This is a genomic window from Marisediminitalea aggregata (assembly GCF_900129565.1).
In the GTDB taxonomy this organism is placed as follows: Bacteria; Pseudomonadota; Gammaproteobacteria; order Enterobacterales; family Alteromonadaceae; genus Alteromonas; species Alteromonas aggregata.
In genome coordinates this window covers 128816-142302 of the sequence record NZ_FQWD01000006.1, presented here as the reverse complement: position 1 = coordinate 142302, position 13487 = coordinate 128816, and the positions used below count along the sequence as shown (strand labels likewise).

At 42.1% G+C, this 13487-nt stretch carries 12 protein-coding genes and 5 tRNA genes; 14 read left to right on the top strand and 3 right to left on the bottom strand.

The genetic code is table 11. From position 1 onward, the window contains the following. Positions 1-6: 6 nt before the first annotated feature. Positions 7-672, bottom strand: a complete 666-nt coding sequence (locus tag BUB81_RS17225; RefSeq protein WP_073324593.1) for a Bax inhibitor-1/YccA family protein — start codon at positions 670-672, stop codon at positions 7-9. Positions 673-918: 246 nt separating this feature from the next. On the opposite strand from BUB81_RS17225, the gene BUB81_RS17220 reads away from it, so the two are divergent. The 9 genes from BUB81_RS17220 (at position 919) to BUB81_RS17180 (ending at position 6014) form a co-directional block, all read left to right on the top strand. Continuing rightward, positions 919-1010, top strand: a tRNA-Ser gene (locus tag BUB81_RS17220). A gap of 264 nt (positions 1011-1274) precedes the next feature. Next, positions 1275-1366, top strand: a tRNA-Ser gene (locus BUB81_RS17215). Between the two features lie 318 nt (positions 1367-1684). Next, positions 1685-2323 carry a UvrY/SirA/GacA family response regulator transcription factor gene (uvrY, locus tag BUB81_RS17210; protein WP_073324592.1) on the top strand — a complete coding sequence of 213 codons (639 nt, stop codon included), beginning with the start codon at positions 1685-1687 and terminating at the stop codon, positions 2321-2323. A gap of 11 nt (positions 2324-2334) precedes the next feature. After that, the gene (uvrC, locus tag BUB81_RS17205) at positions 2335-4152 is read left to right on the top strand and encodes an excinuclease ABC subunit UvrC (protein ID WP_073324591.1); all 1818 of its coding nucleotides are present in this window, start codon (positions 2335-2337) and stop codon (positions 4150-4152) included. Between the two features lie 97 nt (positions 4153-4249). Then, positions 4250-4816: a CDP-diacylglycerol--glycerol-3-phosphate 3-phosphatidyltransferase gene (gene pgsA, locus BUB81_RS17200; protein WP_073324590.1), complete on the top strand. Its 567-nt coding sequence runs from the start codon at positions 4250-4252 to the stop codon at positions 4814-4816. A gap of 137 nt (positions 4817-4953) precedes the next feature. Continuing rightward, a tRNA-Gly gene (locus tag BUB81_RS17195) sits at positions 4954-5029 on the top strand. Between the two features lie 58 nt (positions 5030-5087). Next, positions 5088-5161: transfer RNA gene (locus tag BUB81_RS17190), tRNA-Cys, on the top strand. A 45-nt stretch (positions 5162-5206) separates the two neighbouring features. Beyond that, positions 5207-5293 (top strand) — tRNA-Leu (locus BUB81_RS17185). 325 nt (positions 5294-5618) lie between these two features. After that, positions 5619-6014 carry a hypothetical protein gene (locus BUB81_RS17180; RefSeq protein WP_073324589.1) on the top strand — a complete coding sequence of 132 codons (396 nt, stop codon included), beginning with the start codon at positions 5619-5621 and terminating at the stop codon, positions 6012-6014. A 197-nt stretch (positions 6015-6211) separates the two neighbouring features. Here BUB81_RS17180 and BUB81_RS17175 read toward each other — a convergent pair. After that, positions 6212-7407 (bottom strand): IS3 family transposase gene (locus tag BUB81_RS17175; protein ID WP_139241622.1). Its coding sequence is split into 2 segments (ribosomal slippage): positions 6212-7152 and positions 7152-7407, totalling 1197 coding nucleotides; the frame shifts between segments, so codons are not numbered across the junction. Positions 7408-7794: 387 nt separating this feature from the next. On the opposite strand from BUB81_RS17175, the gene BUB81_RS17165 reads away from it, so the two are divergent. The 3 genes from BUB81_RS17165 (at position 7795) to BUB81_RS17155 (ending at position 9439) form a co-directional block, all read left to right on the top strand. Next, positions 7795-8181 carry a DUF4156 domain-containing protein gene (locus tag BUB81_RS17165; RefSeq protein WP_073324586.1) on the top strand — a complete coding sequence of 129 codons (387 nt, stop codon included), beginning with the start codon at positions 7795-7797 and terminating at the stop codon, positions 8179-8181. Positions 8182-8626: 445 nt separating this feature from the next. Next, complete coding sequence (locus BUB81_RS17160; RefSeq protein WP_139241621.1) at positions 8627-8809, top strand: hypothetical protein; 183 nt, start codon at positions 8627-8629, stop codon at positions 8807-8809. Positions 8810-9097: 288 nt separating this feature from the next. Next, a complete protein-coding gene (locus BUB81_RS17155) occupies positions 9098-9439 on the top strand; it encodes a hypothetical protein (protein ID WP_073324584.1) in 342 nt (113 codons plus the stop codon). 289 nt (positions 9440-9728) lie between these two features. Here BUB81_RS17155 and BUB81_RS17150 read toward each other — a convergent pair whose 3' ends face one another. Then, positions 9729-10391 (bottom strand): hypothetical protein, encoded by a 663-nt coding sequence (locus tag BUB81_RS17150; protein ID WP_073324583.1) that lies wholly within the window; start codon positions 10389-10391, stop codon positions 9729-9731. Between the two features lie 992 nt (positions 10392-11383). On the opposite strand from BUB81_RS17150, the gene BUB81_RS17145 reads away from it, so the two are divergent. Then, positions 11384-11692: a hypothetical protein gene (locus tag BUB81_RS17145; protein WP_073324582.1), complete on the top strand. Its 309-nt coding sequence runs from the start codon at positions 11384-11386 to the stop codon at positions 11690-11692. Positions 11693-12544: 852 nt separating this feature from the next. Beyond that, entirely contained in the window at positions 12545-13456 is a 912-nt protein-coding gene (locus BUB81_RS17140; protein WP_073324581.1) for an alpha/beta hydrolase family protein, read from the top strand. Positions 13457-13487 lie beyond the last annotated feature (31 nt).

Genomic DNA, 13487 nt, shown 5'->3' with positions numbered 1-13487 from the left:
CGAATATTAATCGTCGCCACCAAACACACCCAGGATGTGTAGCAGTGATACGAAGATGTTGTAGATGTTCAGGTACAAACCAACTGTTGCACGGATGTAGTTAGTTTCACCACCGTGAATGATACGGCTGGTGTCATACAAAATGAAACCAGACATCAGGAACACAATTGCTGAGCTAATAGCCAGGTGAACAGCAGGTACTGCGAAGAAAATGTTCGCGATTGCCGCAACCAGAACAACCAGGATACCAATGCTCAAGAAACCGCCCATGAAAGAGAAGTCTTTCTTAGTGGTCAAGGCGTAAGCAGACAGCGCAAAGAAGATAAGGGCTGTGCCACCCAGAGCTTCCATGATAAGGCCAGGTCCCGCAACGCCTAGATAGAAGTTAAGCGTGTAGCCTAACGAGCCACCCATCAGACCGGTGAAAGCGAAAATCCAATAGATGCCTGAAGCGGAATCTGCTTTTTTATGAACAACGAATAAAGTAATGAATGCACCGATGGTCATCAGTAACGACACCATAGGTGAAATACCTATAGCCATAGTAACCGCTGCACACACTGCGCTGAACAACAGCGTCATGCCGAGCAGCATGTAAGTATTACGAAGTACTTTGTTGGTTTCCAGAACCGACTGACTGGATGTACTGGTATACACCGAACGATTATCCATTGTTTCCTCCAATAGGATAGACCTAACTAAGTTGCAAACCATATTACGCTATAGTTTAGTGCATTTGTATGGGTTTTAGTTCCGAATTTCAATAGCTAATAACTATCAAAGTAATGAATTGTTTACTTTTTAGCTATGATCGTAAATTAATGTGTAGATTTGCATAAATCTCAGGCAAACAGTGGGCGAAATGCAAAATAACACTTTACAGGTCCAAAAATATCATTAAGATTCGCATCACTTCACGGAGAGTTGGCAGAGTCCGGTTGAATGCACTTGACTTGAAATCAAGCGAAGGGTCAAACCTTCCGGGGGTTCGAATCCCTCACTCTCCGCCATATTTAAGAAACCCGCACATTGTTGCGGGTTTTTTATTGCCTGCGAGTAATCTCTGATTCAATTACTGGCTCAGACACATCTATATTCGCCAAGCCCGAACAAATAAAGCTATATAAAAACGTGGATGTGTTTTGCAACTGGATTCGTTTTAATCAGTTAATACCTAAATCGATTAATTATGACGGTTTTATAACCAAACGATTCAGTTTGTTAAAGTTTCCCTTTACAGCACCAAAAATATCATTAAGATACGCAGCAACTCAGGAGAGTTGGCAGAGTCCGGTTGAATGCACTTGACTTGAAATCAAGCGAAGGGTCAAACCTTCCGGGGGTTCGAATCCCTCACTCTCCGCCATATTTAAGAAACCCGCACACTGTTGCGGGTTTTTTATTGTCTGCGAAAAAGCGCTCAAACGAATAGGGTGAATGAAACATTGTTATTCACGTGTTTAGCAGCCAAAACACGCGGTACAGAGTTAACTTCATTACCAAAATGTCTACCGGTTACATTAAAATTTAATTTACCTAACTTAAACACTTACCTTCGTTGTTAATATTGATTATTATGAGCGTTAGGCACAGGAATAGGTGCAATTTGCTCGCGCAGTAGTCAGGCGGGCAGGGTATTGGACAGTTCCAAATAACGACTATAAATAGCCAAAGTGAGATTCACATGATCAAAATTGCATTAGTTGATGATCATGACCTGGTGAGAACAGGTATCAAACGCATCCTTGAAGATGTGGTTGATTTTTCAATTGTGTGTGAAGCTAAAGACGGCGAAGAAGCTGTGAAATATTGCCGTAAATATGCACCGGATGTGGTGCTTATGGATTTGAATATGCCCGGGATGGGCGGATTTGAAGCGACGCGTCAGATTTTACGTATTGGTGAAAACATCCGCGTGATCGGCTTATCAATGCAAAAAGAAGACCCGATTCCTATGCAGGTTATCCAGGCTGGAGCATTTGGTTTTTTGACCAAGGATGCCGAGTCAAAAGAGATGATCGACGCTATCTACAAAGTAGCTGCAGGGCAGAAGTACCTGAGTCCTGAAATCGCTCAGCGTATTGCCATGAGTAAGTTAATGCCGGATAACGATAATCCGTTTACCGACTTGTCGGGCAGGGAACTGGACATTGCGATGCGCATTACCCGCGGCCAGAAAGTGCCGGACATAGCAGAGCAGCTACACATTGCTACAAAAACAGTCAACACCTACCGATATCGCTTGTTCGATAAGCTTGATATCAGTACTGACGTCGAGTTAACGCATTTAGCGTTACGTCATAAGCTGATTGATTTGGCCTAATACCTGAATTAATGAGCCAGTTTGACGCTTCAGCGTTTCTGAAAACACTCACTCACCAGCCTGGCGTGTACCGCATGTATAACGAGGCTGGTGACGTTATTTACGTGGGTAAGGCCAAAAACCTTAAGAAGCGTGTCTCCAGTTATTTCAAACAAACCGTCGACAGCCCAAAAACCAAAGCTCTGGTAAGCCAGATCGCGCAGATGGACGTCACGGTAGTGAACAGCGAAACCGAAGCGTTTTTGCTGGAAAATAACTTCATCAAAAAGTACCGTCCGCGCTACAACGTGTTATTGCGCGACGATAAATCGTATCCGTTTATTTTTCTGTCTGATCACGAACACCCCAGGTTGTCGTTTCATCGCGGGCCACAAAAAAAGAAAGGCGAATATTTTGGCCCGTATCCAAGTGCTTGGGCGGTACGCGAGAGTTTGCGTTCAATGCAGAAGCTTTTCCCGGTTCGTCAGTGCGAAGACAGCTACTACCGCGCTCGTAGCCGACCTTGCCTGCAGTATCAAATGCAGCGATGTTCCGCGCCTTGCGTAAAAGGCTATGTATCCGACGACGAATACGCCGAGCAAGTGCAGTGGGTAAGACTGTTTCTGAAAGGCAAAAATCAGCAGGTTATTAACTCGCTGGTAGAAAAAATGGAAAAGGCCAGCGAGCAGCTTAATTTCGAAGCGGCAGCCCGTTATCGCGACCAGATCAACGCATTGCGTAAAGTGCAGGAAAGACAGTGGGTAGCGGGTACCCAGGATGAAATGGATATCTTCGGCTTTGCGTTCAAAGGAAGCATGGCGTGTATTCAGGTGATGTTTATTCGCGATAGTCAGTTGTTGGGTAGCAAAGCCTTTTTCCCCAAAGTGCCCTCTACGGCTACAGAAGATGAAATCTTCGAAGCGTTTCTGCTTCAATTCTACTTGGCTGGGAACAAGGTCATCCCTAAACAAATTGTCTTACCCAAAGCATTAAGTGATGAAACTGCCATAGCGGATTTGTTGAGTCAGGAAGCCAATTATCGCGTGAAATTGTTCAAAGGTGCGCGTGAAGAAAAGCGGCAATATTTACAATTGGCGCAGGCGAATGCGCTGAATGCACTTGAAGCGCAATACGGCCAACAAAAATCTGTTTTCGCACGCTACATCGACCTGGAAGCCGCTTTAGAGTGGGAAAACCCTATCCAGCGCATGGAGTGTTTTGACATCAGCCATACCTCTGGTCAGCAAACCGTTGCCTCCTGTGTTGTGTTTAACAGGGAAGGGCCGTTGAAAAGCGATTATCGCCGCTACAATATCGACGGTATTACGCCGGGAGATGACTATGCTGCTATGGCGCAGGCACTGGCCCGGCGGTATAAAAATGTGCAGGATGCCGAGAAGATCCCAGATATTCTGTTTATCGACGGGGGTAAAGGGCAGTTGTCTCAGGCTGAGCAGTTCTTCGAGGAATGGCCCCACGACAAAAAACCTTTGTTAATAGGTGTTGCCAAAGGCACAACACGTAAGCCTGGCCTGGAAACGTTAATTCTGGCAGATACCCATGACACCATTCCTATGAATGCAGATCGACCTGCGCTGCACTTAATTCAGCATATCCGCGATGAGTCTCACCGATTTGCCATTTCTGGTCACCGCAATCGCCGGCAAAAAGTAAAAACGACCAGCACTCTCGAATCTATTCCTGGTATTGGTGCCAAGCGACGTCAATCCCTGATCAAATATATGGGAGGATTACAAGGCCTGAAAAAAGCCAGCAAAGGTGAAATAGCCAGTGTACCGGGTATCAGTGAGGAACTTGCTGACATCATCTATGATCATTTACACAATTAAGCCTCAGAAAAGAACGCCTGTTTGATTCAAACTTCCTTAATGTGACGTATCGTGTGACAATACGGTCAAATAATAAGGATCACCCCCTGAGTTGTGTATGTGGACAATCCCAAACGTTATTACCCTGATTAGGGTAATTCTTATCCCCGTATTTGTATGTGTGTATTTTCTCGATTGGCGCTGGGCGCATGAAGCTGGTGCATTTATTTTCTGGTTTGCAGCGATCACCGATTGGTTTGATGGCTACCTGGCCCGTAAATTAGAACAATCTACGCCGTTTGGTGCGTTTTTAGATCCTGTAGCGGATAAACTCATTGTTGCTGCCGCGCTACTCATGATCACCCATACTTATGATTCAGTGTTTATTACCATTCCAGCCATTTTACTCCTGATAAGAGAAATTTATGTTTCTGCACTGCGAGAGTGGATGGGATCGCAAGGTGTGCGTGACACGGTCCAGGTGTCATTTATTGGCAAAGCCAAGACCACAGCACAAATGTTAGCGTTGATTGGATTGCTTTCTGGCCTTGAGACGTTTATGGGTTTCCCAATTTATTGGGTAAGCCTGGGTTATGGTCTGCTTTATATCGCAACCGTGTTGTCTGTTTGGTCAATGGTGAGCTATACAAAAGCGGCTTGGCCACACCTATCGGGCAAATCCTGAGCAGCGAAAAGGCTGATTTTAAACCGAAATGACCGAATTCTAAGCAAACAAACTTTTTTTGATTAAAAAGGCAGCGAAAGGCATTTTTTGTAGTTGACACTTTTCCTTGGGCAGGTAGAATGCCTCCCACATTCGAAGCGGGAATAGCTCAGTTGGTAGAGCACAACCTTGCCAAGGTTGGGGTCGCGAGTTCGAGTCTCGTTTCCCGCTCCAAATTCTCGAATGGTTTGCGTTATAAATAAGGTTTAGCCTTGAGTTGTTACGCAAAAGTGGCGGAATGGCAGAATGGCTATGCAGCGGATTGCAAATCCGTGGATCTCGGTTCGACTCCGGGTTCCGCCTCCATTACTTCGGGCAACCAGCCCACACCAGCACATAAGTGCAACCCAAGCCCGGGTGGTGAAATTGGTAGACACAAGGGATTTAAAATCCCTCGCTGGTAACAGCGTGCCGGTTCAAGTCCGGCCCCGGGCACCATTTCTTATATCGATAGTATTCACTAACAAAACTAAAAATAATATGTCATTGTAGGCGTATAGTAGACATTTATAATGGACAGTTGTGTCCTTTCAGAATGTCTATTATATTAAACTGGAACATTTAATCTGACTTACCGTCCAAAGGACGTCGAATCATTAATGCTGTAGTTGCATGAGCATAGGCAGCAGGAATGGCCTTCCATTGTTTTAGAGATTCAAGCTTAAGCTTGTTTTGTAGGTCCAAATTGCGTATTAGCCCTAAAGCTGATAGGCGCTGAACACCCCGACCAAGAGTGCTTCAGGTGATTTGGAACTCTATTACAATGCCAATTAAATCTAAATTAATATCAAAAGAAGCTCGTAAATATTACGAAAACACCTCGTTTGAACACCTTGTCAGCACTTGGCTGCAGCGTGATGGATGGGAAGTTTACGCACCGTATGTCGATCATGGTGCAAAGACGGACGTACTCATTTCAGATGGAAATCATTTTTATCGCATTCAAGTCAAATCTGTGGATACTAGCGACGAAAATATTGTTGTGCTCCCTCAGTGGAGTGAAGAAGACGATATTGATTTTGTTATCTACTTCTCTAAAAGAGCAGACTGGGGTTATATTACGCCCAAATACAGCACTCGGCGTAAGTTAAAGCATCCTGAACATATTCGCTTTCACCAGCAAGCAAAGAATTTCAAAAAGGCATTTGATAAAGCGTAGATTATAAAAATCGCACTTAACCTGTCCCACCTGTCCCAAACTCGGGTACAGGTAGGACAGGTAAACCGTTAAAAGAGATCATCAGGATGTACACCTAGCTTCTTGGCAAATTGGAGTCTCATTTCGTTAGGTTTTGGAAATTGATACATCATAAACGGACATTGGTCATACCTACTTCGTTGATCAGTTTTAGACAACTAACTGACCTTGTGTAGTGGACAAGTATTTTTGGCCACGGTTTTATAGGCTTTCCAGTACATTATTTCCTTATCATTAGGTGATAATCCACCGTTCTTTGAATGGGGTCGATAACGACTGTAATAACCAACAATATAATTTGTAATTTGCTCTTTCGCTTCAGTGAATGAGCGATAACCGGTTTCTGGTATCCATTCTGTTTTCAGGCTTCTAAAAAACCTTTCCATTGGCGAATTATCCCAACAGTTTCCTTTACGACTTAAGCTTTGCTTTATCTGATATCGCCACAGCACTTGCCTAAATTGAATGCTGGTATATTGGCATCCCTGGTCAGAGTGGAACAACAGTTCGTTTGGCTGTTTCCTGGACTCATAGGCCATTTCCAGCGCGCTTTTTGTTAGCACACTATCAGGCGACAGTGATAATGACCATCCAACAGGTTTTCGGGCATAGAGGTCCATGACAACAGCAAGGTATGCCCAGCGTTTACCAGCCCAAACATAGGTGATATCTCCAACCCATACCTGGTTTGGCCGCTTCACATCAAAACAGCGGCCCAGCACATTTGGGACGGCTATATGTGCTTGTTCTGCCTTTCTATAGTGATGTTTAGGGAGCTGTGAGCTAACTAAGCCGAGCAGCTTCATTCTTCGGCTTGCGCGATAACGAGAAAGGTCTTCGCCCATCGTGGTCACTATTTTCGCAATGGAGCGCGCCCCTGCAGACCCATTACTTAATCGATGTGCCGTTTTAATTAAGTGCCTTGTTCGAAGCTCTTTTGATGACAAACGACCAGGCCTGTTTCGCCAGTAGCGATAACTGCTTCTATGGACCTCAAACGTGTCACACAATGTCTTAGCCGGAAAGCTCCCTTCAAGTCGCTTAATTATCTGGAATTGTTGAGCGAGTCTGACATCAAGAGAGCAGTAGCCTTTTTTAATATTTCTTTCTCTTGCTCAACTTTTCTAAGCTGCTTTTCAAGTTCCTGAATACGCTTCTGTTCAGGCGTCAGAGCCTTAGACGCCGGTGTTTTACCAGAACGTTCACTCTTCAGTTGCCTAATCCAATTTTCCAGGGTGGTTTTACTCACATTCATGGCTTCAGCGGCTTCTCGGATTGTATAACCTTGGTCAACAACTAACTGAGCTGCTTCTAACTTAAACTCTGGACTAAAACTTCTTCTCTTACGTGTCATTTTTCACCTGTTTTATCTACAGGGTGATAATATCACCCATAACTAGGTGGCCAAAATGACTATGCCACTACAGGATAAGATTGGGATAAGGTTTACGATTAAAAAATACGGCAAGATTACGGCAAGGTAAGTGTTATTATTTTTTAAGGTACAAATCCCATAAAAACCTCACATCAAACCACACCCCAAACCATACAAAGCCCAAGTGAACCCCAAGGACGCCCAAAGGCCCTTTGATGGGTTTCTGGTACCAGCTTATATATTAATAATTCGGGACGTTTATCCGTAATAGCATTAAAAAACAGAAATTTCAGTTTCCCTAGGCTAGTAGCCCTCTCAAGTAAGTGTTAGTTTATTTTGACACAGTATATTTAGATGGAACTATATATGAATAAAATTTATCTGTTTTTAGTGGCGATTTTTATTAGTGGCTGCTCAGCTTCATCACATATTTTAGTCGGAGAAACTCGAACTCCTATAAATGCTTCACAAGTCAGAGTTTTGGTGAATGAACCTGCGGAATATGAATTAATTGCAATTGTAGAGTCTTCTAGCAAGTTTTCTATAGCTGTGACAGAACAAGGAAAGATAGAAGCGGTTCTTGAAGAGCTTAAAATTGAAGCTGCAAAGCTAGGAGCTAATGGTTTACTTCTTGATAGTGTAAACAATGAGTCAGTTCTGGTCCCAGTACAGAACCCTAATGGTTCTGTAAGTCATTATTCAGGATCTAATAAAGTTATTAAAGCTAAAGCTATTTACATTGACTCAGATTAGAAACGTTTATGAGCTAGCCTTATTAAATATTAAACATACGTTCTCAAGCATTATTATGCAAAGAACAGGTGACGGCACTTTCCTACTGCTCTAAGAGTGTCTTTTGACGCAGGGGCTTAAAGTGCGAGCTTACGCCGTAAACAATAAACCGGTACAGTGTTCAGTTTTCAATGTTATCACCGTAAGCTAGGCTTTAATTACAAATTAATCAATTGCTGGTGGATAATGAAGCCAACACAAACAATCGAACAGGCTGAAGTATTACTATGTAATCTTTTAGCTTTGAGAAACTCCTAAACGGATGATTTCAGGATAGAACACGATGATGTTGTAGTTCATACACTCCAAACGGCTGTAAATCTTCTCAGAATGGCGCAAGATGCGTTATATGAGATTAACGCTTATAGTTTGGTAGATAACATCACAGTGCTGAATGAGAGGAACCATGATGGACGAAACACAAATCAAAGATGATTTAATGTATATGAGCCTGACCAACGGCAATCATTTAGTTGTCTACCAGGGCCACTCAGTTAAAGCGAATATAAAAAAGGTAATCCACCAGCGCCAACCACTCTTAAAACGTCTGTTAAGGGCATTACAGGCCGTTTTTCGATTGCTGAGTTAATTCTCACATTCATTCACGCCACTTTCACGCGTGACTGACGCGTAGTAAATCATTATTAAACGGGTCCTTTGTAAAACGTTGGTGGCGGGTAATACGACTCTCGATTAGGTTTTAGCTACAAGTTTCTGATATCGGGTTGTTGTTTAGTTGATACTGTTAATTCAAGGAATATTTAATTAAATAATTGGACTGATAGTTAATTCAACGGCTTAATTTCAATAAACTAGCAGAGAGGTTAAAGGATTAAGCAGATGGTGCACTACTTTAATTTTTCTGGAATGAGATCTTATGAGTACTAAAAAGCTAAATCGGCAAGGTTCTGGCCCTAGTCAAACGTCCATTGCTAATCATAGTTATAAACAAAAGATTTACACGCTATGTCGTCGTATTCAAAAAGGTGATAAAGCGGCGGAAGAGTCTTTAAATATTGAATTAAAAACCAATTTGCTAGCTTATTGGTCTGTGAAACATTGGCTAAAACTACAAAGTCATAAAAACAAGAAAACGAGAAAGACATCAAGTAAAGACGGCTTGCCCTTATCAAGGGCTAAAGGAATGAATCATAAAAGACGAGGTAATGCTTTCAAACCATATCAAGAAGGAATTCCTGGTTTAGGTAAAAATAGATGAGTTCTAACATTATCAGGTAAATAAAGTAGGGCTCAATCTGTTGTAACACTACTGCTAAAGAGCAATTGTAGCCTAAAACAGCAGATGCCTAGAATGAAAATGGTCAAGTGCGGACAATAGACGGATGTAAGCTTCGGGGGGCTTTGTATGTCTTGCAGACATTGACGCATAAGGAAAAGGCGAATTGAAAGCTGTTTAAGATCTAAGCTTTAGAGCAACAAAAAAAATCAATCACTTAGTTGGGCGGTGAGGCGAGAGCAATTCGCTCGCCTCATTAACTGGGTTGGGTTTAGTCGCCGCTCAATATGAATCCACGGTATACCAACTCAATGGTCTCTATTCCACTTGTTGTAATGTCACTATCAGTTATTTCACCTTCGAGTCGGAGTCCTGCGTAATTATCGCCGCTGGGGCCCGTTAAGCGAACAAAGTCTTTAACAGGGATATCAAACTGGCACAGCTTAAAGCCATCCTTGTCCCTGAACGTAATGGTCATACCTGCGTTAGGGATTTTGTTATCAGCTATTTGCTGGATCATGTTGAAGCCGTCACTATTAAATTCACGCATAGCTTCACGCGTTTCTTCTCTTGTAGCAGGATCAATAGTGGTGTCAGTTGCATTCGACAGTTCTAAAAAGTCAGCATCAACGATCTGACCTATATACATCACCTTACCAGGCAAGACTTTAAACTTTGCATTGAAAACCAGATTTTTAGTGATACCTAATTCTCTTTCTAAAACCATTGGTGACGATAATACAATAGGCTGGTCGTCCTTGCGTTGTAGCAATACCAGCTCATCTCGGCGAACAACCGACACTTCTTTTTTTTCTTGGTCGATGACATAGACGTCGGAACCTACTTCTTTGACATCTATGGGAGTCGTTGAGTGATAACAGGCTGAGAGTGACAAGACAATAATAGGTAAAGAAAACCACTTTTGTAATTCCATAACATTAGAGCTCCGTTTTATTTATTCGAGTTCATTACGTTACCAGACTTAATTTAAAATGCTACGGCTGTTAGCTTCTCAATAGCAGCGTAAACAATAAGAGAGAAGATAGGTACATCAACCTCGAGAGCAGGACAGGTATACCGCAGTGCGGATTGCTATCAGATAGCCTTCTACACAGACTGAAGCACTACAAAGAAATAGCAACTTCCCAGTCGCACTTTGGAGTGAGACTCATCATTTGTAGCTTATTGAAAATACCTTAATATAAAAGAAATTGAATGTCCTTCATTTGTCTTAAGCGTCCGTATAATAAGGAGTATGCAAACTTCTGCTCATCGTTCTTTTAATACATTAACTTGTCGTGGATTATCTGGTTTAGTTGAACTCAAAATCCGCAGCTATCAGATTGTGTATGAGGCCGTATAGGTAAAAGAACATGACTCTCAAACTTATTGCTCAGAAATTACATACGAAAAGGTACTTCCAAAAGCAATACCAACAACGGGTAATGCGACTCGCAATGCTTGGCTATTTATGACGTGTTATTGCTGGTGGTTGTTGTGTTCTGCGATTATCAGGCTATCAAAGCTGTTGATAAATCGCACTAAGATTACGCTATGGTCAGTTAACTAAGTTAACCCAAGGGGAGGGTAAGATTCCCGTGTGTATTTATTGCTGTACCGCCGCCTAGGCTTTCTTACACCGCCGCAACTCTGAAATGTTTTTTCCTAAATGGTCACATAACGGCGCATTTACAATGACACCCTACGTATAAGGGGTAGGGGGATAAAATTGTTGAAGTGAATGAAGCCAAATCATTGCCACCTTCAATTTAATTTTTATACCGCCCAAATAAGGAGCTTTTTCTGACAGTAATCGAATGATTGCTGTTCTTCCTCAGAAGATATTAGTACAGCATTTTACCCTAGTTTTGCTCTATTGTTGCTGAGAACCTCTAGACTCTTTAACAGATGACTAGGTATCTCTACATGAAGACAATAAACAAATATTCAATAACTGTTGCAATAGAAGGCCAAGCGGTCTTTAACTATTTTGCTGTAATAGAAGAGATGGCTTTTGGGAAGAAGATTTTAACCATTGATATTGCAAGCAGACAATTGTCGGCCCCAATAGATAGTGACAAAGTTGAAGCATTGATTGTGGCTAAGGTTATTAAAACGCTCAATGCTGCGGATCATCCCGACTTCGAGTTGTATCAAAAATTAACCAAATGGCAAAAAACAAAATGCGTGTCAGTTTACGTAGAATTGCTTTCAACGGAAGTGAGCATATTTTGATAATTATTTAAGTTTCACGAGAATAGGTGGAAAAAATTAATACATTTACCAGTGTTAACCACAAACACTAAGGGTAACCAATGAAAACCATATTTGTATTAGCTATATCACCATTGTTATATGTTCAACTAACTAAGATATTTTTTAGATGGTCTGGTCACGCAGATTTAGTCGCAAATTTGCTGTTTCTCGCTGTAATATTGATAACGCTGCTATTTATCGGTACCAAAACTGTGAAACGGTAGGTGTAGCACTATGCTGGCCTGGGTTGTTCCGGGCCAGGTAAGTTTTAGCGCAACTGGAAAAAGTAACGTTTTGCGTAACGTTTGCAGGCTGCGTGTTATTTAGTTTTATTAAATAACAGTGGCCTATGTTATTAATTCAAGTCCGGCCCCGGGCACCATTTAAATCAATCGCTTACAAAAGTCAAAAGCCAAAATCATATACGATTGATTAGTTTTCGGAAAATGTTTCGGAAAACGTTATCTAGCTTTGGCTGTACCGGCTGCACCCCATATACGGGGATCAGTATTCATCTCTCTGCTAATTGTCTTACCAAATTCTGTAACTACCCAGTCAAATAGTGAATTATTCTTATTCAAGAATTCGCTAAGCTTCTAAGACTGTCCCTTCTTTTGAACAACCTTTTCGGTTTAACAGTCTGTACGATCGGCACGAAGTTCAGCAGGTTTTTCTGTTCTAATTACACGCATTAACGCATTAACGCATTAACGCATTAACGCATAGACTCACGTTCGTCCGCATTTCACAAATATTCATTTGTCAGATAACTCAGGCTGTTTTGATCTTTTTTAATGTAAGGAAATCTCACTTTCTATAGGGAAAATATTTATGAAAATTATTAAATGGTTTGGTCTATCTGTAGCGCTACTTACAGTAATCATATTGATTCTTGGCTACCTGTATTTGTACGTATTACCAACAGGGCCTGAAAAAACACCTGTAAGGCCACTTTCTGTCGGGAAAGATAGTTTTGTAATGAGTGCTTATCAGCATACTGATCGGAAAACTATTCGTGTATGGACGTACAAACCGGCCCAATGGACACCAAAAGATTCGGTATTATTCGTAATGCACGGCATGGGACGTAATGCTGAGGATTATCTTGATGCATGGGCTGATATTGCTGAGCGCAAGCGCATTTTGTTAGTTGCACCGGAGTTTGCCAGTCAATTTTACCGAGTCATTACCAATGATTATCAGGAAGGTAATCTGAAAAGTTTTTTTGGCTGGAGCAACCCCGAAAGTGAGTGGGCTTTTACGGTTATCGAAAATATATTCGACCGGCTAAATACAGCCAATGATCTGGATCTTGATGAATACAACATTTTCGGCCATTCAGCAGGTGGCCAATTTGTTCAGCGAATGATTCTAATGAAACCCAATGCCCGGATCAAAACTGCCATAGCAGGTAATGCTGGTACTTATTCGTTCGTCGATAAAGCAGTGCCTTATCCTTACGGAATTGGCACAGTAGATTATGATTTACAACGTTCATTTGCTAAGCATTTGGTCATTCTCCTAGGTGAATTAGACACGGACGCGACACAAGGGAAACTAGATCAGAGTGACAGCGCCATGAATCAGGGGGCCAATCGCCGGGAAAGAGGGAAACGTTTTTTCAAGCTCTCGCAAGAATCCGCTGAGTCGCAAGGTGTGCTTTTTAACTGGGAGCAAAAAGTAGTCCCGGGAGTAGGCCATGATTACCGGGCTATGTCGCTAGCTGCCGCCATGTTGTTATAACCATATATTAAGCGTGCTCCCTTAAGTTATA